The sequence below is a fragment of the Verrucosispora sp. NA02020 genome (assembly GCF_013364215.1).
GTDB lineage: Bacteria > Actinomycetota > Actinomycetes > Mycobacteriales > Micromonosporaceae > Micromonospora.
In genome coordinates, this window is the sequence record NZ_CP054923.1 from 3,528,171 (window position 1) to 3,554,321 (window position 26,151).

The following is a 26,151-nucleotide window of genomic DNA, read 5'->3' on the forward strand; positions in this document are numbered from 1 at the left end:
CGGGACCCGCCGCCGTGGCGTCGCCTACCATGCGGCGGGAAGGAGACGTGGTGGTGACTGACGCCTTGGAACTGCCGTCCCTGGGGGCGCGACCGAGCCTGCGGGGACAGGTCGCGCACGCCCTGCGGGCCGCGCTGGTGGCCGGCCAGATGCGCCCCGGCGAGGTCTACTCGGCGCCGACGCTCGCCGCCCGACTCGGCGTCTCCGCCACCCCGGTCCGCGAGGCGATGCTCGACCTGGTCAAGGAGGGCCTGGTCGAGACCGTGCGGAACAAGGGCTTCCGGGTCACCGAACTGTCCGATCGGGAGCTCGACAACCTGACCGAGATCCGCCAGCTGATCGAGGTGCCGACCACCGTCCGGGTGATCGGTGTGGCCACCGCCGAGGACGTCGCGCGCCTGCGGCCGATCGCCCACCGGATCGTCGAGGTGGCCGAACACAGGGACCTGATCGCGTACATCGAGCACGACCGCCGCTTCCACCTGGAACTGCTCGCGCTGGCCGGCAACAGTCACCTGGTCTCGCTCGTCGGTGAGCTGCGGGCGAGGTCGCGGCTGTTCGGGCTGACCCGGCTCGCCGAGACCGGGGAACTGGTGCCCTCCGCCCGCGAGCACGTCGAGATGCTCGACCTGATCGAGGCGGGCGACCGGGCCGGACTGGAACGGCTGATGCGCGTGCACATCGGTCACGTACGCGGCCGCTGGGCCGGCCGGGCGGAGCCGACCGCCGACTGACCCCCGCCGGACGGCCCTGACCGGTGGCGCGGACGGCCCTGACCGGCGGCAGGCGGTCCGGACGGCGCTGCCTGCCCGCCGCCCGGCGTACGGTCAGCGCTGCCAGGCGGCCCAGAGTTCGGCGTACCGGCCGCCCGCGGCGACGAGTTCCGCCGGGGTGCCCAGCTCGACTATCCGTCCGTGCGCCATCACCGCGATCCGGTCGCAGCTCTGCGCCTGCGTCAGGCGGTGCGCGACCACCACGGCGGTGCGTCCGCGCACCAGCGCGGCACTGGCCAGCTCCAGTTGCCGGGCACCGGCACTGCCGGCCTCGGCACTCGCCTCGTCGAGCACCACGATCGGCGGGTCGAGCAGGGCGACCCGGGCCAGCGCCACCTGTTGCGCCTGCCCCGGGGTGACCGGGTGCTCGCCCTCGCCGACCCGGGTGTGCAGCCCCTCCGGCAGCGCGGCGACCCACTGGTCGGCACCGACCAGCCGCAGCGCGTCCCACATCTGCTCCTCGTCGGCGTGCGGCACCGCCAGTCGCAGGTCGTCGGCGAGGGTGCCGGCGAAGACGTGCACCTCCTGGGTGACGACGCCGACGGTGCGGCGCAGCTCCACCGGATCCAGGTCGGCGATCGGTCGCCCGCCGAGCAGCACCTCGCCCTCGGCGGCCGGGAACACCCCGCCGAGGATGGCCGCCAGCGTCGTCTTGCCGGCACCGCTCTCGCCGACCACCGCCAGCGACTCGCCCTCCGCGATCTCCACCGAGACGTCGTGCACCACGGTGGGGCCGCCGGGGTAGCGGTGCCCGATCGACTTGGCGCCGATCCCGCCCGCCGGCCGGTCACCGGCACGCGGGCGCGACTCCGGCACGTCGAGTCCGGTGATGCCGACCAGCCGGGCGAGCGCGGCACCGGCCGACTGGACGTCGTTGAACGAGATCAGGAGCATGCCGAGCGGGCCGAAGAGCCGGTGGAACAGCAGCGCGGCGGCGGTGACGTCACCCACGCTGCTCTCGCCCGCGCGGACCAGCAGGAAGCCGGTCAGCAGGACGGCGGTGAGGCCGATCGCCTCCGCGTAGTTCATCATGTTCGCGAACCACAGGAACCCGCGTACCGCCCGCAGGCGCGCGGTGACCGCCTTGCGCGACGCCCCGTCCACCCGCTGGCCCTGCCGCTGCGCCATGCCGTAGGCGTGCACCGTCCGGGCGCCGGTGAAGGTGGTCAGCAGGCTCTGCGTCCGTTCCGCCGCCGCCTCGCGCTCGGCGGCGTAGAGCCGCTTCGCCTGGGGCACGAACCGGCGCAGGCTCAGCACGTGCACCGGGAAGACGACCAGGAACGCGAGCGCGATCCGCCAGTCCAGGGTGGCGAAACCGGCGAAGGTGATGACGACGGTGACCAGGGCGGTGAAGATCCCGGCGGCCAGCCGGACCGAGTCGGTGACCTGTTCCACGTCGTCGGTGACCCGGGCGGCGACGTCGCCGGAGCCGGCGCTCTCCAACCGGGCCGAGTCCATCCGCAGGGCCCGGTCGAGCACCTCCTCCCGCAGGTCGGCGCAGGCCCGCATGCCCCACTCGGTGACCAGCCACCGGGACACGCCGGTCAGCACGGCGGCCAGCAGACCGATGCCGAGGATCCAGGCCGAGATCACCAGCAGCGCCTCGCCGGTGCCGCCCGCGACGACCAGGTCGACCAGCCGACCGAGCAGGATCGGCACCACCACGGCCGCGGCGCTGGCCGCCACGGACGTCAGGACCGACGTCCAGGCCAGCAGCGGATAGCGGCGCAGGTTGCGCCAGAACGTGGCCAGGGTCTCCCGGCCGGAGGCGACCGGCAGCATCGTCGTCGCGCTCATCGCAGGACCACCTCGGCGTACGCGGACTGGGTGAGCAGGTCCCGGTGCGATCCGACGGCGGCCACCCGCCCGGCGTCGAGGAAGACGACACGGTCGCACCGGTCGAGCAGGGGAGCGCTGGTGGTGACCAGCACGGTGGCCCGGTCGTCCCCGGCCCGACGGGAGCGAATGCCCTCGGCGATGGCGTGCTCGGTGACCGCGTCGACCGCCGTCGTCGGGTCGCGGAACACGGTGACCGGCCGGTCGGCGAGCAGCGCCCGGGCCAGGGCGATCCGCTGCCGTTGCCCGCCGGAGAGGTTCAGTCCGTGGTCGAGCAGTTCGCGGTCCAGCCCGGTGCCGCCCTCGGCGAGCAGGTCGTCGACGGAGGCCGCCGCCATGCTCTGCCGCAGCGCCGCGTCGTCCCGGTCGTCCCCGCTCTGCAGCACCTCGCGCAGGGTGCCGCCGAACAGGTCGACCGCGTGCGGCTCGACGAGCACGACCTGCCGCAGCGAGGCGACGTCGAGGTCACCGACCGGTGACCCGGCCAGGGTCACCTCGCCCCGCTCCGGTGCCCGTGCCCCGGCCAACAGGTCGGTGACGTCGTCGGCGGTGGTGGTCTGCCCGGTGACGACCCCGAGCACCTCCCCGGGGCGCACCTCGAGACTGGCACCGTCCAGGCCCGAGGTGTGCACCTCGGCGAGGACCAGCGGACCGGGCTGCGCCTCCCGTACGCCGGAGGTGGCGCGCTCGGGCGCGGCCAGCACCTCGGCCACCCGGGCCGCGCTGGCCCGCGCGGTGGCCAGCCGGAAGACGCAGTCGGCCAGGTTGAGCACCGGGTCGGTGATGAACGCGGCCAGGCCCACGATGGTGATGAGCTGCCCGACCGTGATCCGCCCCTCCAGGGCGAACCAGCCGGCCAGGGCGGCCACGATGGTGATCAGCAGGCCGGTGGTGAACGTCGACACCCCGACGAACGCGGCACCGGCCTTGACCGCGCCGACGTTGGCGCGCAGCGAGATGCGGCTGGCGGTGCGGTAACGCCGTGACGCCTCGTCGACGCCGCCGAACCCGCGCAGCGGGCGGAGCCCCCGCAGCAGGTCCGACGCGGTCGCGGCGGCCCGGCCGATGGCCTGCTGCTGCGCCGAGGTGTGGCGTTCCACGAGCGGCCCGAGCGCGTGCAGGGCGAGCACCAGCACCGGGATGCCGATCACCAGCCCGAGGCCGAGGGTCCAGTCGATCCGCAGCAGGACGATCGTGGAGACGACCAGCCCGAGCAGCGCGGAGATCACCCGGCTGCCCAGCTCCAGTGAGTCGGCGGCGGCCTGGGTGTCGGTGGTGGCGATGGAGAGCAGCTCTCCGCTCTGCCGGCCGGTGCGGATGCCCTGCCCGCCCAGCAGTCGCCGGACCACGCGCATCCGCAGCACGTGTGACTCCTCGGTCACCGCCTTCGACAGGAACCAGAAGCCGGACCGCCACCCCATGGTCAACGCGGTGAACAACGCGAAGATCCCCAGGACGGACCAGAGCATCGCCGAGGTCGACCCGGTGCTCACCGCCTGGTCGATGACCAGGCCGATGGCCACCGGGACCAGTGCCTCGCACACCTGGTGCAGCGACCAGAAGGCGGTGCAGAGCGCGGTGTCCCGGCGCTGCCGCCAGAACATCTCGCCGAACAACCGGCCGGTCGGGCTGACTCGCACGGTCACCTCACCCGCCGTCGGTCGGTGCGGCGGACCCCCGCCGTCGGCTCTGCCATCTCGCCTCACTCTCCACAAGTTAGGTGAGGCTAACCTGTGGTCGTGGCGCGGCGCCATCCGGTAGCGGGTGTCGTCCCGGCGGTCAGCCGGTGACCACGACCGCCTCCCGGGCGAGCGTGACCGCGCCCAGCAGGGCGGCGTCGTCGGCGAACCGGGACAGTACCACCTCCGGCCGATGCGGCAGCACCTCGGTGAGCCGGTCGACCAGCAGCTCCCGGATCAGGGCGCTGCCGGCCACCCCACCGACCAGCACCACCCGCTGCGGGTCCAGCAGCAGACAACACGTGACCAGGTGCCGGGCCAACTCGTCGAGCCGGGCGATCAACGCCTGCCGCTCCGACCCCGGTCGTTCGGCCGCACCGGCGAGGGCCGCCGCGCCGCCGGAGAGACCCAGTTCGGCGGCGACCACGTCCAGGGCCCGGCCGGAGAAGTCCAACTCCAGCATGGTGCCCGGCCACGGGCCGCCGGAGACCGCGTACCCGATCTCACCGGCGGCACCCCGGTGGCCGGAGACCACCGTGCCGCCGACGGTGATCGCCGCGGCCACTCCGGTGCCCAGCCCCAGCACGAGGCCCGGGTCGGCGTCGCGCAGCGCGCCGAGCCGCAGTTCGGCCAGGGCGGCGGCGTTGAGGTCGTTGTCCACCGCCACCTCGGTGACGTCGAGCGTCTCCCGCACCGCGTCGGCCAGCCGCAGGCTCTCCCAGCCGGGAACGTTCGGCGCCAGCTCGATGCCGTCGGCCCGGATCACCCCGGGGGAGGCCACCCCGGCGGCGAGCAGCGGGCCGCCCACCTCGGCCAGCAGCCGGGCGGCGAGCCGCAGCGCCCGGTCCAGCGCCTGCGGCGCACCGCGCTCGGCGTACGTCGGAACCCGCTCACGGGCCATCAGCCGGCCCTGCCGGTCGGCGACCCCGACGGCCATCTTCGTCCCGCCGAAGTCGATGCCGAGCAGCAGCCCGTCGGTGTACGCGCCCGACTCGGGTCGCGCCAGCTGCACGCTCATCGGGCCGCCATCTCGGTGGCGACCGCGTCCAGTGCGGTGTCGGCCCGGTCGAGACGGTCGCGTACCGCCGCCAGCCGTGCCCGCGCCGCGTCGAAGCTGCCTCGCAGCGTCGCCACCTGGGCGCGTACCGCGTCGCTGCCCGGCCCGTCGGCCTGGGCGCGGCCGAGCACCAGCTCCGGCCGGACGGCGGCGGCGATCAGGTCGTCCACGGCGGCGTCGTCGAGCCCGCCGGGAACCAGCCCCTCGGCGGCGGCCCGCACATCGTCGGCGGTCCAGCCCTGCGGGGCACCGCCGCGCACCAGCCGACCCACCACCGAGTGCGCGGCCCGGAACGGCACACCGTGCCGGGTCAGGGCGTCGGCGGCGGCGGTCGTGGTGGCCCCGGAGGCGACGATCTCGGCCGCCGACGGCGGCGTCAACGGCGCGATCTCGGCGAGGAAGCCGCCGAGCAGGGCGAAGAACCGGTCCGCCCGGTCGTTGCTCTCCCAGAGCCGCACCTGCACGTCGGTGGTGGCGTTGTTCGAGTCCTCCCACCAGGCCGCGCCCACGTTGTTCAGCACCGAGGCGGCGTCGGCGGCGGCCTGCCCGGCGTACGAGACCAGGTGCTCCAGCACCACCGGGTTGCGCTTCTGCGGCATGATGCTGCTGCCCTGGGTGAAGTCACCGGGCGTGGTCACCCACTGCCAGCTCAGCCAGTCCATCAGGGTGCGCGCCAGCCGCGCCCCGGTGGCCAGCGCCTGGGCGTTGAGGGTGCCGACCCGCACCAGATGGTCGGCGCCGGCCACCGCCTCGTACGAGTTGGTCACCAGACCCGCGAAGCCGAGCAACTCGGCCACCCGGGCGGGGGAGATGTCCAGGTCGGTGCCGGCGAAGGCGCAGGACCCCAGCGGTGAGACGTTGAGCGCCTCGATCACGTCGGCGTAGGCGAGCGCCTCCCCGGCCAGCGCCTCGGCGTACCCGGCCAGGGCGTGCCCGATGGTGGTCGGCTGGGCCGGACGCCGGTGGGTGTAGCCGGTGATCACCACGTCCGCGTACCGGTCCGCGGCGTCCAGCGCGACCGTGCCGGTGGCCAGTACCCGGTCGAGCACGCCGGTCAGCTGGTCGCGCAGCAGCATCCGGAACACCCCGGCGTCGAGGTCGTTGCGGCTGCGCGCCATCTGCACGTCCAGCTCCGAGGTGGGTATCCCGCAGGCCGCCGCGAGACGCTTCTCCACCAGGTAGTACGTGTCCTCGAAGGTGCCGTCGAAGGGCGGCGCGTCGGCCTGGTCGGCGCGCAGCTCGGCCAGTCCGCGCAGCAACCGGGCGCCCCGATCGGCGGGGATCAACCCCTGCTCGGTCAGCATCACCACGTGCGCCTGGCTGGCCCGCACCATCGCCGGGAACAGGTGCCCGACGTGGTGGTCGTAGGTGGGACGCAGGTGGTGCCGCTGGTAGGTGGTCAGCGCGGGTGTGCTCATGACGGAGTTCCTTACTTCCTCTGCGGGCCGGGTCGGCGCGGGGGCCGTCCCGGACGGTCGGCCGGTCAGTCGTCCAGCCCGAGCAGGCGCTCGGCGTTACCGGCGAAGATCGCGCGCAGGTGCTCGTCGGGCAGGCCCAGTTCCCGGCAGATGCGGAGCTGGTCGTCGAGGTAGCGGGTGACGTACCCGCGCGGGAACCACGACGAGTCGCTGCCGAACACGATCCGCTCCGGGCCGATGGTCTCGTAGCAGCGCCGGAACAGGTCCTCCAGCGTCAGCTTGTACGGCATCCACCGCACCCACTGGTTGGAGCCGGAGGTGTCGACGTGCACGTTCGGGCAGCCCCAGGCGGTGAAGAGCAGCTCCTGCACGTACTGCACGCCGAAGTGCGGCACCACCACCGGCAGCTCCGGGAACCGACGGGCCATCCGGGCCAGCTCCTCCGGACCACCGTGCCGGCCGAAGGTGAGGCCGCCGGCGCTGCCGTAGTGCCCGATGTGGATCAGCACCGGCACACCGAGCCGCTGCGCGGTGCCCCAGAGCGGATCGAGGTCCGGCCCGTCGAGCGGGCCGCGCAGCAACGGCGCGAACAGCTTCAACCCGCGCAGGCCGCGTTCGGTGACCGCCCGTTCCAGCTCGGCCGCGGCGTCCGGTGCGTACGGGTCGTGGTGGGCGAAGCCGAGCAGCAGGTCCGGGTGCCGGTCGACCACGTCGGCCACCGCGTCGTTGCCGCCGCCGGTGACGAACACCGCCCGGCGTACGCCCACCCGGCGCAACTCGTCGGCCCACCGGTCGGCCTCGTCCGGCCAGTGCGCGGCGGGCGGCTCCGGTTCCGGGAACGACCACGCCTGCCGCCACGCCCGCGCGTACGGGGCGGAGGCGGCGGCGCGGGCGGCCCGCCCGGGTGCCCCGCCGGGGTGCATCCCGGCGGCCTCCTCGCAGGCGTGGATCGTCTCGTCGGCGCCGATGCGGAAGTGCAGGTGGAAGTCGACGACGTCCAGTCCCCGGTCCACGGTCACCCCTCCTCCCCGGACAGCGGCGGATCACCGGACGGATCGGCGGACAGCGGTGGATCGGTGGGCAGGGGATCGGCCGTGGGCGCAGCGGGTGCCGGGGCGGCGACCCAGGCGGCCACGATCTCCCGTAACCGGGCACCGGCGATGTGCCGGACCCGCTCGCCGCTCTCCACGTCGGCCAGCGAGATGTGTCCGGACCAGCCCTGCCACGGGTCGGGCCGGGACTCCACCAGCACGTACGGGTGGGCCACCGGCAGCTTCGGCTTCGGCGGCAGGTCCTCGACCGCGTCGAGGCGTACCGCGTCGGGGTCGAAGCCGAGCACGCCGGAGGTCTCGTAGGCCCCGCCGTGCCCCCGCGCGGGCAGCTCGCCGTAGATCTGCGTGGTCTCCGCCGGGGTGACCAACTGGAACCAGTTGACCAACAGCAGGCTGGCCTGCCGGCGGCCGGAGACCCACTCCATCGCGGCCCGCGCGGTGGACATGTTGGCGTCGTGCCCGTTGACGATCAGCAGGCGGGGGAAACCGGCGGCGACGATCCCCTCGATCACGTCGGCCAGGTAGCCGACCGCGATCTCCGGACGGATCGCCACCGTCCCCGGCCACGGGCGGGTCTGCCCCGGGCAGGCCGCATACGGCACGGCGGGAAAGAGCACCCCGCGCGGGCCGTCGCCGGTCGCGCCGCTCTCGGCGGCGAACCCCTCGGCCAGGATCAGGTCGGTGCCCAGCGGCAGGTGCGGGCCGTGCCACTCCACCGCGCCCACCGGCAGCACCGCGAAGTCCGCGGCGGCGGCCACCGCCGCCAGTTCGCCACCGGGCACCCGGCCGACCGGCAGCAGGCCCGACTCCGGCCAGCCCACGGTCACCTCGGTACGCGTCACGTCGTCCACTTCGCCGCCTCCCGGGACGCCGACCGGCCGCTCTGGAGCCGACCGGAGACCACCATCACCACGAAGATCAGCGCCACCTGGAGCATGCCGTAGGCGGCGGCGGTGCCGACCTCGAACGAGTACATCCGATTGTTGATCTCGACGGAGATCGGTGCGGTCTGCGACGTGTAGATCAGCACCGAGGCGACGAACTCACCGACGCCGTTGACGAAGGCCAGCAGCGCGCCGGCCGCCACCCCGGGGATCATCAGCCGCAGGGTGACCGTGCCGAACGCCCGCCACCACGAGGCGCCCAGGTTGCGGGCCGCCTCCTCCAGCGAGGGGTCGATCTGCGCCAGCGTGGCCGAACTGGACCGGAACACCAGCGGCAGGAACCGCACGAAGTACGCCAACGGCATGATCCAGAAGGTGCCGATCAGCACCTGCCCGAAGCTGAACGCGTTGCCGGTGCTGAACGCCGAGATCAGGTTGATCGCCACCACCGTGCCGGGCAGCGCCCACGCCAGCATGACCGCCACGTCCAGCAGCGCCCGACCCCGGAAGTCCAACCGCCGCACCGCGTACGCGATGAGCACGCCGACCACCACACAGGCGACCGTGGCGATCAGGCTCATCTGCAACGAGTTGAGGATCGGCTGGAACGCCCTCGGGTCGGAGAAGATGGTGACGAAGTTCTGCCAGGTGTACGCCGAGGGGATCACCTCGGTCGTCCACGACCCGTCCTCGGAGAACGCCACCAGGCCGATCGTGACCACCGGTGCCAGCAGCACCACCGTGGCCAGGATCGAGGCGGCGAGCGCGGCCCACTTGCCGAACGGGTTGGTGATCTCCCGCCGGTGCGCGGCGACGCCCTTGGACTGCGAGCGGTAGCTGCGCCGCCCCTCGTACCAGCGCATGCCGAGCAGGAACAGGATCGACACCACCGCCAGCACCGAGGCGTACGTGGAGGCCATCGGCAGGTCGCCGTTGGTGCGGTTGATGTAGATCTGCATGGTCATCGTGCGGTCCACCCCGAACAGCAGCGGAGCGGTGTACGACGCCAGCGAGGTCATGAACACCAGCAGCGAGGCCGAGACCAGCGCCGGGGTGAGCATCGGCAGCAGCACGGTCCGCCACACCCGGACCCGACCGGCGCCGAGGTTGTACGCGGCCTCCTCCACCGACGGGTCCATCCCGGCGAGGGCGGCCGAGGCGGCGAGGTAGAAGAACGGGTACATGGTGAAGGTGTGCACCACCAGCACCCCGGCGATGCCGGTGAACGGCAGTACCGGGCTCTCGGTGCCGAACAGTTGCTGGAGCCCGCGCGGCAGGATGCCGGTCTCGCTGTAGAGCAACTGGAACGAGATGGCGCCGATCAGCGGTGGCAGCGCGGCCGGCACCAGGATGATCGCCTCGATCAGCCGGCGGCCGGGGAACTGGAAGCGCTTGAGCAGGAACGCCATCGCCACGCCGACGATCCCGCAGAGCAGCACGCTGGCCGCCGAGATGCCCAGCGAGGTGAGCAGCGCGGACCGGGCCACGCCCCCGCCGCGCAGGAACTCGGTGTAGTTGGCCACCCCGTCCACCCCGACGCTCTCCGCGAAGGTGGCGAACATCGGCTGGACCACGTACCCGAACAGGATCAGCGCCAGCGGGAACACCAGCGCGTACGGGAACCAGCGGGAGCTGGCGCCACCGGCGAAGCGTCCGCCCAGCCGGGGACGGCGACCCCGTCCGGGCGGGGTCGGGTCCTCGGTGATCGGCGGGACGGTGGCGGCGCTGGGTGCGGCCGTCACGGGTGCACCACCCACATGCGCTCCCGGTTGAGTCGCAGCCCGATCTGGTCGCCGACGGCGACGCCGGACGGCACGTCGATGGCGGCCACCTGCACCGACTCGCCGGCCACCTCGACCACCAGGTTGGTGGCCATGCCGGTGAACTCCAGCTCGGTCACCCGGCCGGGCAGCGCGCCCGCCTCGGTGGCCGAGGTGAGCCCGATGTGCTCCGGGCGTACCGACACCAGCGCGGTCTCGCCGGAACGCAGGCCGTGCCCGACCGGCGCGGCCACGACGATCTCGGTGCCGTCCGGACGGCCGACGGTGACCGTCTCGTCGGTGACGGCCGTGACCGGCAGCGACAACACGTTGCTGCGGCCGATGAAGCGGGCCACGAAGGCGTTGGTCGGCCGGTGGTAGATCTCCTGCGGAGCACCGATCTGCTGCACCCGGCCGGACTCCATCACCGCGATCCGGTCCGACATCGCCATCGCCTCGGCCTGGTCGTGGGTGACGTAGATGGCGGTGGTGCCGCTCTCCTTCTGGATGCGGCGGATCTCGGTCCGGGTCTCCTCGCGCAGCTTCGCGTCGAGGTTGGAGAGCGGCTCGTCGAGCAGCAGCGTACGCGGGCGGATGACCAGGGCTCGGGCCAGCGCCACACGCTGCTGCTGACCGCCGGAGAGCTGATCGATGCGCCGCTCGCCGTACCCGCCGAGGTGCACCTCGCCCAGCGCCTCCTCGACGCGTCGCCGGGACTCGGCCCGCCCCACCTTGCGGATCTTCAGCCCGTACGCGACGTTCTGCGCCACCGACATGTGCGGGAACAGCGCGTAGTTCTGGAACACCATGCCGGTGTCACGCTTGTTCGGTGGGCGGCGGGTGACGTCCTCGGTGCCGAAGCGGATCCGGCCGGAGGTGGGGAAGTAGAACCCGGCCACCATGCGCAGGGTGGTGGTCTTGCCGCAGCCGCTCGGGCCGAGCAGGGTGAAGAACTCACCGGCGGCGATGCTGATGTCGACATCGTCGACGGCCGCGGTGTCACCGGCGCGGGCGAATCGCTTGCTCACCGACTCCAGCGTGACATCGATCATGATGTCCTCCTTCTCGTGCTGCCGGTCGTAGGTAAGAGGGGTGCTGCCGGCCGCGATGAAAGGAAGGGACCCTTCCTAACGCCTGCGGTATAGGAAGGGTCCCTTCCTAACAGCGGTCGGCCGGACGGCGGCCGGGTCGGGGTACGCGTACCCCGACCCGGTGCCGACGCGGTCAGCCCTTGTTCTTGATCTGGCTGTTCCAGTGGTTGATCCACTCGGTCTCGTGCTCGGCGATCACGTTCCAGTCGACGTTCATCGGGCGCAGGTCGAGCTGGGCCAGCCACTCCGGCTGGTCGGCGATCTCGATGGCGGGGATCTGGAAGAAGTCCTTGGCCAGGTCGGCGCGGAGCCCGTCGTCGAAGAGGAACTCGATGAACTTCTGCGCGCCCTCGGAGTTGCCGCCCTTGACCGCGGCGAGGCCGTCGACCAGCACCGGCGCACCGGAGGTGGGCATCACGTAGCCGAAGGGCATGTTCGACTGGTTGGCCTGCAACAGCACGTCCTGCAGGTTCCAGGCACTCAGTGTGCCCTGCTGGCGGGAGAGCTTCAGGTACAGGTCGGCCGGGTTGGCCGCGTACGAGCCGGTGTTGGCGTCGAGGCGCTTGAGCCAGTCGTACCCGGGCTGCGGGTTGCTGCCGTCGGGGGAGAGACGCTGGATCATCGAGGCGTAGATCGACCGCATGGTGCCGGAGGCGGCCACGTCCCGGATGATGATCTTGTCTTTCCACTGCGGGTCGAGCAGGTCGTCCCAGTCCTTCGGGGCCTGCTCCGGGGTGAGCGCCGCGTTGTTGTACATGATGACCTCGGGCAGCAGGATCTCCCCGAACCAGCGGCCCTCGGCGTCCTTGTACTGCGCGTCCATGTCCCCGGCGAACGACGGCTGCCAGGGGGCCAGCAGGTCCTCGGCCGCACCCGCCGACAGACCCTGCTGGGTGCCGCCCCACCAGACGTCGGCCTGCGGGTTGGCCTTCTCGGCCCGGACCCGCTCCAGGATCTCCTGGGCGCCGATGTTGAGGATCTCGACCTTGCCCTGGTACTCGGGGTACTTCTCGGTGAACTTCTCCACCACGAAGTCCGTGACCTTCTTGTCCCGGGCGGTGTAGATGGTGAGCTGCTGGACGTCACCGGCCGCGTCGTCCGAGCCGCCACCGCCGCAGGCGGTGCCGACGGCGAGCACGGAGGCGAGCGCCCCGGCCAGGAGAAGTCGTCGTTTCATGAGGTACCTCCGAGGGAAGGGATCAAGGGGTGGGTAGGAGTTGGGGTGTGCCGGCCGCCGCAGCGGCGAGGGCGTAACTGACCGCGCCATGCAGCACCGCGCGGTCGCCGAGGACCGCCCGGCGTACCTCGGTGGTGGCGGGCGCGGAGGCGTCGACGAGCGTCTGGAGCCGCGCCACGGCGTCGTCGTCGAGCTGGGTGGCGGCGCCGCTGAGCAGGACCCGGCCCGGGTCGATCACGCAGACGCAGGAGACGATCAACCGGGTCCAGGCGGCCAGGACCTCGTCCAGGTACGCCGCCGCCCGCGCGTCGGTGCGGGCGAGCTCGACCAGGGCGGCCACCGGTGCGTCCGGCCGCCGCCCGGGAGCCAGTGCGACGACTCGTTCGGCGACGGCGTTCTCCGACCACCGGGCCTCGAACGGGCCGATCCCGTCGTGTCCCCGGTCGCTCGGGTCCAGCGGCAGGAAGCCCACCTCGCCGGCCGCGCCACCGGCGCCCCGACGGACCTGCCCGTCCAGGACCAGTCCGGCGCCGATGCCGTCGGCGACGTGCAGCAGCAGCAGGTCGGCCACGTCGATGCCGGCCCCGGCCGCGTGCTCACCGGCTGCCATCAGGTTGACGTCGTTGTCCACCACGACCGGCACGCCGAGGTGGCGTTGCACCGATTCGCCTATCTCCCGGCCCTCGACCAGCCCCACCGAGGGGGCGAGCCGGACCGTGCCGCCCGAGGAGACGCCCGGCGCGGCGATCGCCACCCCGCGCAGCGCGGGCAGCCCGTCGCCGGCCAGTTCGGGTACGGAGCGGCAGATGCTCTCGACGATGTCGCCGGCGAGTCGGACCGCCCGGTGGGCGATGACGGTGCCGTCGCTGTCGGCGATCTCGCAGCTGATCCGGGTGGGCTCCAACGACACCGCGGCGACCAGTTCGGCGCGCGGGTTGAACTCCAGCATGGCCCGGGGGCGACCGGCCCGGGAGGTGCCCGGGCCGCGTTCGATCAGGTAGCCCTCGGCGATGAGCTCGCGGACGAGGGGCGTGAGCGTGGCGGGGCTCAACCCGGTCAGCTCGGTCAGCTCGGCGCGGGAGAGCAGCCGCACCTGGCGGGCGGTGGAGATCACCGAGAGGCGCTTGATCTCCTTCGACCGCTCCCGGCTCACCGGGCTCGTTGGTGGCGTCACCACGTCAGTCACACTTCCTTCCTACGGCGAACGAACTATTGCGTCAAGTAACGAGTTGGTCTCGGGCGTCCGACGACACCGCTCTGAGCTGGTCAGATGTCCGATTCGCGGGGCGATGTGAGGGTGCGAAGAAGCGCGCGTTGCCGCATCGAGAAGGCGGAGATTATTTATTCCGCGTACAAACGAAGCGGCGTGCGGCATCCGGTCGTCCTGGTGTCGTCAGGCATGACCATCCAGTGTGTACGGACCGCTCCGGTGCCGTGCGTCGGGTCGGCGCACGGACGTACCGCAGCGCCGACTCGGCGTCGGTCAGGCCGGCCGACTCGTCGTGGCGGCCCGGATGCCGTCGAGGCCGAGCAGCGCGGTGGCGGCGGTGCTGGGATGCCGACCACCCGCGGTCGCCACGGCGAGCTGCCAGTGCGGCGGGTCGGTGAGCGGCACGAAGCGCGCGGCGGTCCGCTTGCCCCGGAAGACCTGGGGTACGACGGCGACGCCGAGCCCGTGACCGACCAGGTCGAGCAACCAGTGCACGTCGTTGACCTCGAACGCGACGCGCCGCTCCACCCCGGCGGCGGCCATCGCCTGGTCGACGGCGTCGCGGCTGATCCAGCCGGGGGAGAAGTCGACGAACGTCTCGCCCGGCAACTCCCGCAGGTCGACTGCGGTGCGTTCGCGCAGCGGATGGGTCGGCCCGCAGGCCAGCACCAGCGGCTCGGCCCGGAACGGAGCCAACGCGACGCCGGGCACCACGCTCGCGGGCGCGGAGACGAACGCCAGGTCGAGGTCGCCGGTGCGGACCCGTTCGATCAGGTCGGGTGAGCCGCCCTGACGCAACCGGATCTCGACACCGGGGTGGGCGGCGTGAAACCGGGCCAACGTCGCCGCGAGGTCGACCGCGCCGAGGCACTGGAGGGTGCCGATGGCGAGCGTGCCGCGCAGCAGTCCGCGTACGGCGGCGACCGCGTCCTTGGCGGCGGCCACGTTGGCCAGGGCGTGCCGGGCCTGGGTGAGCAGCGCCCGCCCCTCGTCGGTCAGCTCCACGCTGCGGGTGTTGCGGACGAAGAGGCTGGCACCCAGCTCACGTTCCAGCGAGCGGATGGACGTGGAGAGGCCGGACTGCGCCACGTGCAGACGCTCGGCGGCGCGGGTGAAGTGCCGTTCCTCGGCGACCGCCACGAAGTACTCGAGCTGGCGCAACTCCACGATTCATCACCGCCACCGATTGCCGGAATCAGATTCTTCTGTTGGACAGCTTAGCTATCGGGGTAGAAGGTGGAATCCGGGCGTTGCGGGCCACCCGCCCGCCCGCCAACCGCACTGCTTCGAGGAGGAGCCTGTATGCAGACCCGCCGTATCGGTGACGTCGCCGTCGGCGCGATCGGCCTCGGCGCCATGCCGATGTCGATCGAGGGCCGCCCCGACGAACAGCGTTCGATCGCCACCATCCATGCCGCGCTGGACGCCGGGGTCACGCTGATCGACACCGCGGACGCCTATCACCTGGGCCCCGCCGACGCCGGTCACAACGAGTCGTTGATCGCCAACGCCGTGGCGAGCTACGGCGGCGACACGTCCGGCGTGCTGATCGCCACGAAGGGCGGCCACGTACGCCCCGGCGACGGCCTCTGGACGCTGAACGGCAGGCCCGAGCACCTCCGGGACGCCGTCGAGTCGTCGCTCAAGCGGCTCGGGGTCGAGGCGATCGGCCTCTACCAGTTCCACCGCCCCGACCCGAACACCCCGTACGCGGACTCCATCGGCGCCCTGCGGGACCTGCTCGACGCCGGGAAGATCCGGATGGCCGGCATCTCCAACGCCGACCCCGACCAGATCAGGCAGGCCAACGAGATCCTCGGCGGCCGACTGGTCAGCGTGCAGAACCAGTTCTCGCCCGCCTTCCGGTCCAGCGAACCGGAGCTGGCGCTCTGCGCCGAGCTCGGCATCGCGTTCCTGCCCTGGAGTCCGCTCGGCGGCATCTCCAACGCCGCCGAACTGGGTTCCCGGTTCGCGGTCTTCGCCGAGGTCGCCCGGGAGCGCGGCGTCAGTCCGCAACAGGTCTGCCTGGCCTGGATGCTGGCGAAGGCGCCCACGGTGATCCCGATCCCCGGTTCGTCGCGCCCGGAGACGATCCGGGACTCGGTCGGCGCGGCCGACCTGGAACTCTCGACCGAGGAGTTGGCCCGCCTCGACGCGGCCTGACCGACCGGTATCCGCGAGCCCCTCCTCCGACCCCGGTCTGGAGGACGGGGCTCGCGGCCGGTGCGCGACTGCCATCGACCGTCTACTATCGACGGTGATCAGCCGGTGCCGGGAGGTCGCCATGCGCAGGTCGATGCCGTGCCTCGTCGCCGTCTCCGGCCTGCTGGCCGGGCTGGCTCTGGCGGTCGTGCCGGACAGTGCCCGTCCTTCGACGGCTGCCGGCAGCGTGACGGCCGCCGACGATCTGGCCGCCTCCTGGACCGGCCCGTTGAGCACCCGGGGCCGGTACGTGGTCGACGCCCACGGCAACCGCTTCAAGCTCAGGTCCGGCAACTGGCACGGCGCCAGCGGCACCTGGACCGGCAGCGGCGACCGCGCCGACCCGGCCACCCACCACGCCGGGGAGATGGCCGACCAGATCCCGATCGGCCTGGACCGCGCCCCGATGGCCGAGATCGTCGCCGGCTTCCACGAACTCGGCCTCAACAGCATCCGCCTGCCGTTCTCCAACGAGATGATCCGCGACACCCGCCCGGTGCCGGACGCCGCCGTCCGCGCCAACCCGCACCTGCGCGGCCGGACCCCGATCCAGGTGTACGACGAGACGGTCCGGACGCTGACCGCCGAGGGATTCGCGGTCATCCTCAACAACCACACCAACACCTCGCGCTGGTGCTGTGGCGTCGACGGCAACGAACGCTGGAACGCCAGCCAGAGCACCGCCCAGTGGGAACAGGACTGGCTCCTGATGGCCCGCCGGTACGCCGGCAACCCCCGGGTCGTCGGCGCCGACCTCTACAACGAGGTACGCTGCACCGTCCTCGACGACCCGAACTGGGGACTCGGCGACCGGCACGACTGGCACGCCGCCGCCCAGCGGGTCGGTGACCGGATCCTCACCGAGGCCAACCCCCACCTGCTGATCATCATCGAGGGCATCAACTGGTACGGCCTGCCGGTGGACGGATTCCCGCACGGGCGCCCCACCCTCGAACCGGTCGGCCGGCTCTCGCACACCCTGGTGCGCTCCCACAAACTGGTCTACTCGGCGCACTTCTACGGCTACACCGGCCCGAACCACAGCGGTGCCACCGGCATCGGCGAGACCAGCGACCCCCGCTACCAGGACCTCACCCGCGACCAGCTCGTGGAGACCGTACGGCGGCAGGCGACGTACGTGGCGCTCGACGCCGACCGGCACTTCACCGCACCGGTCTGGATCAGCGAGTTCGGCGTCGGCGGCCGGGACAATACCAACCAGCGATCCCGGGACTGGTTCCACCACTTCGTCGACCACCTGATCGCCACCGACGCCGACTTCGCGTACTGGCCCCTGGTCGGCTGGCACGACAACCGGCGGGGCAACGGTTGGGCGCTGCTGCACTGGGACGCCGCCGGTCACCGGATGGGCCTCTACGACGGCGACGACTGGCGGGCCGACGCGTGGCGTCGCCTGGTCACCGGTGGCCGGACCGGTCCGGTCACCCCGGTACGGGAGTGGTCGATGCTGACCCTCGACCACACCGACCTGAACCAATCAGTGCGGATGCGTGCCGCCCCGGACTGGGACTCCGGCGCCCGCAAGGCGGTCTGCCCCGACGACCAGCGGCTCATCGGCCTGAGCCGCACCGGTAACCGGGGCCTGTGCACCGACGCCCCGGACACCGGCGGCCACGTGGTGGTCCGCGACGAGTCGCACGTCGACGTCGACTGGGCCTCCGGCTTCACCAAGCTGCAATGCCCGCCGCACAAGACCGTCGTCGGGTATGCCGTCCGTGGCGCCAACCTGTCGTCCGTGCTCTGCCGCGACGCGGGCACCACCGTCGGTGGCACCCGCCGGACGGTCTGGTTCGACCGTGGCGACAACCGCCCGCCCGGCAATCCCGGCGGCGACTTCGCCAACGGCCACCACAAGGGACAGTGCGCCGTCGGTGAACACCTCGTCGGCGTGGCCTACCGCGCCTGGATCTGGTCACCCGGCAAGGAACCCGACGCCCTGCTGTGCCGTAGCTGACCCGGGCAGAGTGCGGCTCAGGTCACCCCGAGGGTGACGGCCAGCGAGACGACCGTCGCGGGCGCGTCGGGATGGCGGATCGTGTCGGCGAGAATGTCCCGAGATGCGGGCCGGTCACGTACCTCAGCGTTGATCGGGTCGCGCCGTAGCGCACCTGCCGGTGAACTCCTGCCAGTCGGCCGACGGCGGCTGCTGACGATCCGTCCACGCCGCTCAGCTCGAAAGAGCCCACACCTGAGATGGCTGGCTTCGCGATCGCCGTTGACGCTTCCATCCGTCTTGCCGGTCTGTCGGATGAAGCGCCTGATGTGGCGGGTGGGTAGATCTGTTGTCGCTCCAGCAGCAACAAATCTACCCACCTTCGCGGGCTCGCCCCGCCTCGCGCGCCCACGCCGCCCTACGCCGGCGAGGAGATGTTAGGAAGGGTCCCCTGCTATGCACCAGGCGCTAGCAGGGGACCCTTCCTTGCACGAATGCGCGCCGGAGGTACCAGCGCGAGTCAGCGGCGGTCCAGTTCCGACTGGAGGCGTTGCAGGAGCGTCTTGCGGGCCTTGCCGCCGCGTTCGCGTCGCAGCGCCGCCCGGAGCTGGTTCTTGTCCAGCCCGGGTACGAGTCGACTGGCCTCGGGAACCGTCAGTTCGGTGAGCCGCTCGGCCGAGGTGGCGGACCGGCCTCGGGGCGAGGTCGCCTCCTTGCGGGCGCGTTTGGCCGGTCCCGTGTTGGCGACGAACTGCCGACCGGTCCGTGACGCCTGCCGCTTCTTGGTCTCGGTGTCGCGCTTCTGCTCGTCCGAGAGCTTTTCCCACGCCTTCTTCGGCAGGTATCGCGCCGTTTCGTCACCCTTGCGGGCCCGGGTGGAGCCGGTGCTGGTCTGCCACTTCTCCGCACCCCAGCGCTCCAACGACCGTTGCCGTGAGTCCTTCGGCCCCAGGAAGCCGCCGCCGCGCCGCTCGTACTCCTTGGTGAGCAGTTGCGACTTACGGGCCGACCACTGACCGGGCCGGCCGCCCCGGTCGGAGGCCATGATCTCGGCCTTGATCTGCTCCCGGAGTTCCGGTTTCGTGTACCGCGCCATGCCGGGTCGTTACCCGAACGCGGCCCTGGTGAACGTGGCCGTCGGGGTCGGGCCTCGGCGGCGGCGAAGCCACTCGCCGGCCTCTGCCATGCTTGGCAGGGTGACGACCGGCCATCCCCGCACCCATCGTCGTACCCGCCGTCCCTGGCGACTCCTGCTCGCGCTCGGTGCCGTCGCGGCCCTGGGCGCGGCCGCCTACGTGGTGGTGCCGCAACTGCTGCCGCCGGGACCGCGCCCGCTGTTCCAGATGCCGGTGGGCTGCGGCGAGACGTGGCAGGTGGGCACCTACCCCGGCCACGGCGAGTACGACGTCGACTTCTTCCCGCTCCAGGGCGAGCAGTGGGGGCAGCCGGTGCTCGCCTCGTACGCGGGCACCGTCACGGTGTCCGGCATCAACGGGTCGCTGGGTGGGCGTACACCGGAGAATCCGGAGGGCCCCCGGGGCCGGGGCGGCGGCTACTGGGTGAAGATCGACCACGGCGGTCGGTGGGAGACGCAGTATCTGCACCTGCTCGAACCGCCGCTGGTGGAGGAGGGGCAGCGGGTCGCGCAGGGTGAGCAGATCGGGCGGATCGGCAGCACCGGCAACTCGGGCGCTCCGCACCTGCACTACGAGCAGCGGGTGGGCTGGCAGAAGGTGGAGACCTGGTTCGACGGCGTGCCGTCCGGCATCACCAGCGACGACGCCGAGTTCACGATGAAGCTGACCAGCAACAACTGCCCCGACGGGCAGCCCTGAGTCAGCGGCGAGGACGACAGTGTCGGACCCCTCTGCTGGGATACCGGCATGGGTGTTCTGTACGACTACTTTCGCGCGGCCGACGACGCCGCGGCGGTGCGGCTGATGGCGGAGATCGACGGCGGGCCGGTGGCTCTCGCCGACGGGCGGCCCGGTGTCGACGCGATCGACTGCAAGGGCATCGACCCGTCGGTGACGCTGGGCGAGTTGGTGGCTCTCGTGCGCAATGAGGCGGACGCCGACGACCCGGTGAAGGACCGGCTGGTGTGGAGCGGGGCCGAGGACGGCCCCTGGTTGACCGCGCTCGACGACGCGACCCGGGATACGCTGGCGTCGATCACCGCCGACCAGACGCCCGAGTTGTCCGCGCGATGGGGACGCAGCGAGGAACTCGCCTGGGACGGGCCGCTTCCCGACGACCAGATGCAGCCGGTGATCGAGGAGGTCAGCGCGCTCGCCCGACGGGCCCGGGACGCCGACGAACACCTCTACTGCTGGTCCTGCCTCTGATCCTGCCGCCGTACGCGTCCTGCCGTCACGGCCGTTTGCGGTTAGCGTGAGGTCCAGGAGGGAGCCGGCGGAACCACGTCCTGCCAGATATACCCCGATTTATGTTGACAATCGCCGGAGAGCAGGCCAGACTCGCCAAAATCTTTCAGTAGTAGCCGGGAAAGAATCCAGGGGAGGACCATGTCCAGCACCAGATTCCGGTTGGCCGGCGCCACCTTCACCCTGATGCTCGTCGCAGTCGCGGGCTGCACCACGGGCGAGGGGGTCGACGTCGACGGGGCCGACGGGGCGAGCGCGGGCGGTGTCCTCAACGCCGCCATCGGTGGCGAACCCGACCAGCTCGACCCGCACAAGACCTCCGCCTACTACAGCTTCCAGGTCCTGGAGAACGTCTACGACACCCTGGTCGAGCCGGACGCGAACCTGGAGATGCAACCCGCGCTGGCCACTGAGTGGACCACCAGCGACGACCAGCTCACCTGGACGTTCACGCTCCGCGAGGGAGTCACGTTCTCCGACGGGTCGCCACTGACCGCCGAGGACGTCGTCTACTCGTACACCCGGATCATCGACGAGAAGCTGAACACCGCGTACAAATTCTCCACCGTGACGTCGGTGACCGCGCCCGATCCCGCCACGGTGGTCATCGCGCTGACCGCGCCCACCCCGAACCTGCTCGCCAACCTGGGCGGCTTCAAGGGTGTGGCGATCGTGCAGAAGGCCAACATCGAGTCCGGTGAGGTGACCACCAAGCCGGTCGGCAGCGGTCCCTTCGCGATCGGCTCCTACACCAGTGGCGACAGCATCCGGCTGGTCCGCAACGACAACTACTGGGGCGAGAAGCCCAAGGTGGACGGGGTGAACTTCACCTTCGTCAGCGACCCCACCGTGGCCCTGCAGAACCTGCGTGGCGGCGAGGTCCACTGGACCGACAACCTGCCGCCGCAGCAGGTGCCCGCGCTGCTCGACGCCGACGACCTGACGGTGCGCTCGGTGCCGTCCACCGACTACTGGTACCTCGCCCTCAACCAGGCCCGTAAGCCGTTCGACAACGTCGCCGTGCGCCGGGCGATCGCCTTCGCCCTGGACCGGGAGGCGATCACCAAGGCCGCCAAGTTCGGGCTGGCCACGGTCAACCAGACCGCCATCCCGCAGAACAGTGCCTACCACTACGAGTACGCGCCGTACACGCACGATGTGAACCAGGCCCGGCAACTGCTCGACCAGGCCGGTGTCAGCGGGTTGACCCTGGACCTGATGGTCACCACCGAGTACCCGGAGACCGTCACCGCCGCACAGGTGATCGCCTCCCAGTTGGCGGGAGTCGGCGTCACCGTCAAGATCCGTACGCTGGACTTCGCGCAGTGGCTCGACGAACAGGGCAACGGCAACTTCGACGCGTTCATGCTCGGCTGGCTGGGCAACATCGACCCGGACGAGTTCTACTACGCCCAGCACCACAGTGGCGGCACCTTCAACTTCCACAAGTACGCCAACCCCACCGTGGACCGGCTTCTCGACCAGGCCCGCACCGAGACCGACCAGGGCGCCCGCAAGCAGCGGTACGAGCAGGTGGCCAAGCAGATCGTCGACGACGCCAGCTACATCTACCTCTACAACCCGGATGTGGCACAGGGCTGGTCCAGCGGTCTGACCGGCTACGAGGTACGCACCGACCGGGCGATCCGGTTCCGCGACGCGGCGCTGGCGAAGTGACCGGGGCGGGGACCGCAGGTGGCCCGCTTCGTGATCCGCCGGCTGGTGCAGTCCGGCGTCGTGCTGATCGGCGTGACCCTCGTGGTGTTCCTGCTGATCCAACTGGTGCCGGGTGACCCGGTACGCGTCGCGCTCGGCACCCGTTTCGACCAGGAGACGTACGACGCGCTGCGGGCCCGTTCCGGGCTGGACCAGCCGCTGGTCCCGCAGTACTTCGACTACCTCTTCCGGGCGCTGACCGGCGACCTCGGCGTCAGTTTCCGCAGTGGCCGGCCGGTCACCGCGATCCTGCTGGAACGGCTGCCGGCGACACTGTCGCTGGCGCTCACCGCGGTGCTGTTCGCGGTGCTCGTGGCGTTCCCGCTCGGGATCGTCTCGGCCATCCGCAGCGGCTCGCTGGTCGACCACGCGGTCCGCGTGTTCAGCCAGTTCGGTGTCTCGGTGCCGGACTTCTGGATGGGCATCATGGGCATCCTGCTCTTCGCCGGGGTGCTGGGATGGTTCCCACCGTCGGGGTACGTGGCGCTGACCGAGGACCCGGCGCGGTGGGCCTCGCACGTGGTCCTGCCGGCCGCCACGATCGGCCTGGTCACCGCCTCGATCCTGACCCGCTTCATCCGCTCGTCGATGCTGGAGGTGCTCTCCGAGGACTACGTCCGCACCGCCGAGGCGAAGGGGCTGCGGGCCCGGGTGGTGGTGCTGCGGCACGTCCTGCGCAACGCGCTCATCCCGGTGGTGACCGTGGTGGCGGTGCAACTGGCCAGTCTGCTCGGCGGGGTGATCGTGATCGAGGTGCTGTTCGCCTGGCCCGGCATCGGCCGGCTCACCTTCGACGCGGTCCGGGCCCGTGACTACCCGGTGTTGCAGGGCGCGGTGCTGCTGGTCGCGGCCCTGTTCCTGTTGGTGAACCTGCTGGTGGACGTCCTCTACGCCCGCCTCGACCCGAGGATCAGGGTCCGATGAGCGGGCGGTTCGGACGCCTCGTCCCGCCCTGGGCCGGCGTCCGTTCGCGGGGATCCGGCGGCGACGGGCAGGTACGCCGCGCGTTGTCGGCGCTGGGGCGTGATCCGCTGGCCCTGAGCGGCAGCGCGGTGCTCGTGGTGCTGGTCGTGGTGGGGGTGGCCGGTCCCTGGCTGGCACCGTCGGGCATCAACGACGTGGACACCGACCGGATGCTCCAGGCGCCGAGTTGGTCGCATCCGTTCGGCACCGACGAGTTGGGCCGGGACGTGCTCAGCCGGGTGATGGTCGCGGCCCGGGTGTCGCTCCAGGTGGGGCTGGTCAGCGTCGGCATCGCCCTGGCGGTCGGGGTGACCCTCGGGCTGCTCGCCGGCTACTACGGCGGCTGGCTGGACAACGTCCTGATGCGGTGCATGGACGTGGTGTTCGCGTTCCCGGTGCTGCTGCTCGCGGTGGCGATCGTGGCCGTGCTCGGCCCCGGCCTGCTCACCGCGATGATCGCGATCGGGGTGGTCTACACGCCGATCTTCGCCCGGGTCACCAGAGCCGGGGTGCTTTCGGTGCGCGAGCAGGTCTTCGTCCGGGCGGCGGTCTCCATCGGGGCGTCGGACCTGCGCATCATGGGTCAGCACGTGCTGCCCAACATCGCGGCGCCGTTGATCGTGCAGACCTCGCTGTCGCTGGCGTTCGCGATCCTCTCCGAGGCGGCGCTCTCCTTCCTCGGTCTCGGCGTGCAGCCGCCGGAACCGGCCTGGGGGCGGATGCTCGACGACGGCCGGGAGTTCGTCACCGACGCGTGGTGGCTCGGTGTCTTCCCCGGTGCCGCCATCTTCCTCACCGTCCTGGCGTTCAACCTGGTCGGCGACGCGCTGCGGGACGTGCTCGACCCCCGCCAGCTCACCGTCGCCGAAGCCCGAAGGAAGGTGACATGAGCGAGCGGATGGTGCTGCGGATCGAGGATCTCGCCGTGACGATCGGGACCCGGCGGGGGCCCGCGCGGGCGGTCGTCGGGGTGGACTGGTCGGTCCGGGCGGGGGAGACCCTGGCCCTGGTCGGTGAGTCGGGTTCCGGCAAGAGCATGAGCGTGTTGGCCGCGACCGGGCTCGCGCCGCGCTCTGCCCGGGTGACCGGGCGCGTGCACCTGCTGGGTACGGAACTCACCGGGCTGCGGGAGTCGGAGCGCCGTCGGTTGCGTGGGCGGCACGTGGGCTTCGTGTTCCAGGATCCGATGACGTCGCTCAACCCGGTGTTGACGGTGGGTCGGCAGGTCGCCGAGGCGAGCGAGGAGCATCTCGGCCTGAGTCGGCGGGCCGCCCGCACGCGCGCCGTCGAGCTGCTCGACCTGGTCGGGATCCCGTCGGCGGCGCGGCGGGTGGACGCGTACCCGCACCAGTTCTCCGGCGGTATGCGGCAGCGGGTGGTGATCGCGATGGCGTTGTCCTGCGAGCCGGACCTGCTGATCGCCGACGAGCCGACCACCGCGTTGGACGTCACCACGCAGGCGCAGATCGTCGAGCTGGTGGCGGACCTGCGGCGACGACTCGGTACGGCGGTCGTCTGGATCACCCATGACCTGGGCGTGGTCGCCGGCATCGCGGACAGGGTGGCGGTCATGTACGCCGGTCGCATCGTGGAGCAGGGGCCGGTCGAGGCGGTCTTCGGCCGGCCGGCGCACCCGTACACCAGCGCCCTGCTGGCGGCGCGGCCGGACCCGGCGGCGGGCGGCGGCGAACTGGTCACCATCCGGGGTGCCCCGCCGAGTCCGCTGGACCTGCCGCCCGGGTGTGCCTTCTGGCCCCGCTGTCCGGTGCGGGGTGAGGCCCGCTGCGAGCACGAGCCGCCGCCGTTGGTGCCGGTGTCGGCGGGGCACGACGTCCGTACGTTCTATCCGCACCGGCACGACGGGGAGGCCCGATGACCGCCGAGCGGACCGAGCCGCACCTGACCGGCGACCGGCCCGGCGAGCCGGCCGACGTGGTCGCCGCCCTCGACGACCTGACGGTGTGGTTCCCCACCCCGGCGGGTGTGGTCCGCGCGGTGGACGGGGTGTCGCTGCGGGTACGCCGAGGCGAGACGTTGGGGCTGGTGGGCGAGTCGGGCAGCGGCAAGTCGACCACCGGGTTGGCGTTGCTGCGGTTGGTCGACCCGACCTCGGGCACGGTGCGGGTGGCCGGGCAGGACGTGACCCACTGGTCGCGGCGGCGGTTGCGGGCGCTGCGTCGCCGGGTGGCCATGGTCTTCCAGGATCCGCAGGCGTCTCTCGATCCTCGTCGTACGGTGGGCGCGAGCATCGCCGAACCGCTGGTGGTGCATCGGCTCACCGATCGGGGTGCCGCGCGGCGGCAGCGGGTGGCGGAACTGCTCGACATGGTCGGGTTGCGTCGGGACCTCGCCGACCGGCATCCGCACGAGCTCTCCGGCGGTCAGCGGCAGCGGGTCGGCATCGCCCGCGCCCTGGCCGGCGAGCCCGACCTGATCGTGTTGGACGAGCCGATCGCCTCGCTCGACCTCAGCGTGCAGGCGCAGATCATGAACCTGCTGCGGGGGCTGCAACGGGATCTGGGGTTGACCTATCTGTTCATCGCGCACGACCTGGCCGCCGTGGAGCACATGAGCGACCGGATGGCGGTGATGTACCTGGGGCGGATCGTGGAGTCCGGTACGCCGGCCCGGATCTGGCAGCAGCCCGCCCATCCGTACACTGCGGCGCTGCTGTCGGCGATCCCGGTGGCGGATCCGCAGGTCGAGCGGGCCCGTCGGCGGATCATCCTCAGCGGCGACATCCCCAGCCCGGTGGACCCGCCGACGGGTTGCCGCTTCCGGACCCGGTGCCCGCAGGCCAGGTCGGACTGCGCCCGGACCGATCCGCCGCCGGTCGAGGTCGTCCCGGGGCACCGGGCCGCCTGTCTCTTCGCCGGGGAGGCGGTACGCGCGATGCGCGGCGAGTAGCCCGTCGGGCCCGACACCTTGACGCGCCGCCCCTAACTGTCCACCATTCCTATATGTTTGATGGATTATGTAGGGCGCTGGTGGGGTG

At 71.8% G+C, this 26,151-nt stretch carries 22 protein-coding genes; 10 read left to right on the forward strand and 12 right to left on the reverse strand.

Annotation, left to right across the window (positions count from 1 at the left end):
* Nucleotides 1-53: 53 nt before the first annotated feature.
* Entirely contained in the window at nt 54-734 is a 681-nt protein-coding gene (locus HUT12_RS15305) for a GntR family transcriptional regulator (RefSeq protein ID WP_254876829.1), read from the forward strand.
* A 93-nt stretch (nt 735-827) separates the two neighbouring features.
* Here HUT12_RS15305 and HUT12_RS15310 read toward each other — a convergent pair whose 3' ends face one another.
* The 11 genes from HUT12_RS15310 to HUT12_RS15360 form a co-directional block, all read right to left on the reverse strand.
* The gene (locus HUT12_RS15310) at nt 828-2,570 is read right to left on the reverse strand and encodes an ABC transporter ATP-binding protein (protein ID WP_131055523.1); all 1,743 of its coding nucleotides are present in this window, start codon (nt 2,568-2,570) and stop codon (nt 828-830) included.
* On the reverse strand, nt 2,567-4,255 hold the full coding sequence (locus HUT12_RS15315; RefSeq protein ID WP_176093811.1) for an ABC transporter ATP-binding protein: 1,689 nt from the start codon (nt 4,253-4,255) through the stop codon (nt 2,567-2,569). The genes HUT12_RS15310 and HUT12_RS15315 overlap by 4 nt, the downstream gene beginning before the upstream one ends.
* Nucleotides 4,256-4,388: 133 nt before the next feature.
* Entirely contained in the window at nt 4,389-5,306 is a 918-nt protein-coding gene (locus tag HUT12_RS15320; RefSeq protein WP_176093812.1) for an ROK family protein, read from the reverse strand.
* Complete coding sequence (locus HUT12_RS15325; protein ID WP_131057660.1) at nt 5,303-6,763, reverse strand: argininosuccinate lyase; 1,461 nt, start codon at nt 6,761-6,763, stop codon at nt 5,303-5,305. Before HUT12_RS15325 ends, HUT12_RS15320 begins: the two co-directional genes overlap by 4 nt.
* A gap of 65 nt (nt 6,764-6,828) precedes the next feature.
* Complete coding sequence (locus HUT12_RS15330; protein ID WP_217706004.1) at nt 6,829-7,776, reverse strand: amidohydrolase family protein; 948 nt, start codon at nt 7,774-7,776, stop codon at nt 6,829-6,831.
* Between the two features lie 2 nt (nt 7,777-7,778).
* Nucleotides 7,779-8,666 carry a creatininase family protein gene (locus HUT12_RS15335; RefSeq protein ID WP_254876830.1) on the reverse strand — a complete coding sequence of 296 codons (888 nt, stop codon included), beginning with the start codon at nt 8,664-8,666 and terminating at the stop codon, nt 7,779-7,781.
* Nucleotides 8,654-10,441, reverse strand: coding sequence for an iron ABC transporter permease (locus HUT12_RS15340; protein ID WP_236145632.1), 1,788 nt, complete (start codon nt 10,439-10,441; stop codon nt 8,654-8,656). Before HUT12_RS15340 ends, HUT12_RS15335 begins: the two co-directional genes overlap by 13 nt.
* The gene (locus HUT12_RS15345) at nt 10,438-11,511 is read right to left on the reverse strand and encodes an ABC transporter ATP-binding protein (RefSeq protein ID WP_131052147.1); all 1,074 of its coding nucleotides are present in this window, start codon (nt 11,509-11,511) and stop codon (nt 10,438-10,440) included. Before HUT12_RS15345 ends, HUT12_RS15340 begins: the two co-directional genes overlap by 4 nt.
* 172 nt (nt 11,512-11,683) lie before the next feature.
* A complete protein-coding gene (locus HUT12_RS15350; RefSeq protein WP_131052148.1) occupies nt 11,684-12,727 on the reverse strand; it encodes an extracellular solute-binding protein in 1,044 nt (347 codons plus the stop codon).
* A gap of 22 nt (nt 12,728-12,749) precedes the next feature.
* Nucleotides 12,750-13,913: an ROK family protein gene (locus HUT12_RS15355; RefSeq protein WP_176093813.1), complete on the reverse strand. Its 1,164-nt coding sequence runs from the start codon at nt 13,911-13,913 to the stop codon at nt 12,750-12,752.
* A gap of 297 nt (nt 13,914-14,210) precedes the next feature.
* The gene (locus HUT12_RS15360; RefSeq protein ID WP_176093814.1) at nt 14,211-15,104 is read right to left on the reverse strand and encodes a LysR family transcriptional regulator; all 894 of its coding nucleotides are present in this window, start codon (nt 15,102-15,104) and stop codon (nt 14,211-14,213) included.
* 135 nt (nt 15,105-15,239) lie between these two features.
* Between HUT12_RS15360 and HUT12_RS15365 the strand changes: the two genes are divergently transcribed.
* Nucleotides 15,240-16,100, forward strand: coding sequence for an aldo/keto reductase (locus HUT12_RS15365; protein ID WP_176093815.1), 861 nt, complete (start codon nt 15,240-15,242; stop codon nt 16,098-16,100).
* 121 nt (nt 16,101-16,221) lie between these two features.
* A complete protein-coding gene (locus tag HUT12_RS15370; RefSeq protein ID WP_176093816.1) occupies nt 16,222-18,114 on the forward strand; it encodes a glycoside hydrolase family 5 protein in 1,893 nt (630 codons plus the stop codon).
* Between the two features lie 499 nt (nt 18,115-18,613).
* On the opposite strand, the gene HUT12_RS15375 is transcribed toward HUT12_RS15370, so the two are convergent.
* Nucleotides 18,614-19,189, reverse strand: coding sequence for a DUF5872 domain-containing protein (locus tag HUT12_RS15375; RefSeq protein WP_176093817.1), 576 nt, complete (start codon nt 19,187-19,189; stop codon nt 18,614-18,616).
* A 100-nt stretch (nt 19,190-19,289) separates the two neighbouring features.
* On the opposite strand from HUT12_RS15375, the gene HUT12_RS15380 reads away from it, so the two are divergent.
* The 7 genes from HUT12_RS15380 (at nt 19,290) to HUT12_RS15410 (ending at nt 26,063) form a co-directional block, all read left to right on the forward strand.
* Nucleotides 19,290-19,928: a M23 family metallopeptidase gene (locus HUT12_RS15380; RefSeq protein ID WP_236145633.1), complete on the forward strand. Its 639-nt coding sequence runs from the start codon at nt 19,290-19,292 to the stop codon at nt 19,926-19,928.
* Nucleotides 19,929-19,976: 48 nt separating this feature from the next.
* The gene (locus HUT12_RS15385; protein WP_131052156.1) at nt 19,977-20,438 is read left to right on the forward strand and encodes a hypothetical protein; all 462 of its coding nucleotides are present in this window, start codon (nt 19,977-19,979) and stop codon (nt 20,436-20,438) included.
* A gap of 180 nt (nt 20,439-20,618) precedes the next feature.
* Nucleotides 20,619-22,154 carry an ABC transporter substrate-binding protein gene (locus HUT12_RS15390; RefSeq protein WP_176093818.1) on the forward strand — a complete coding sequence of 512 codons (1,536 nt, stop codon included), beginning with the start codon at nt 20,619-20,621 and terminating at the stop codon, nt 22,152-22,154.
* Nucleotides 22,155-22,172: 18 nt separating this feature from the next.
* Entirely contained in the window at nt 22,173-23,117 is a 945-nt protein-coding gene (locus tag HUT12_RS15395) for an ABC transporter permease (RefSeq protein ID WP_131052158.1), read from the forward strand.
* Nucleotides 23,114-24,046: an ABC transporter permease gene (locus HUT12_RS15400; protein WP_254876831.1), complete on the forward strand. Its 933-nt coding sequence runs from the start codon at nt 23,114-23,116 to the stop codon at nt 24,044-24,046. The genes HUT12_RS15395 and HUT12_RS15400 overlap by 4 nt, the downstream gene beginning before the upstream one ends.
* Entirely contained in the window at nt 24,043-25,032 is a 990-nt protein-coding gene (locus HUT12_RS15405; RefSeq protein ID WP_131052159.1) for an ABC transporter ATP-binding protein, read from the forward strand. The genes HUT12_RS15400 and HUT12_RS15405 overlap by 4 nt, the downstream gene beginning before the upstream one ends.
* On the forward strand, nt 25,029-26,063 hold the full coding sequence (locus HUT12_RS15410) for an ABC transporter ATP-binding protein (RefSeq protein WP_131052160.1): 1,035 nt from the start codon (nt 25,029-25,031) through the stop codon (nt 26,061-26,063). Before HUT12_RS15405 ends, HUT12_RS15410 begins: the two co-directional genes overlap by 4 nt.
* Nucleotides 26,064-26,151: the final 88 nt, after the last annotated feature.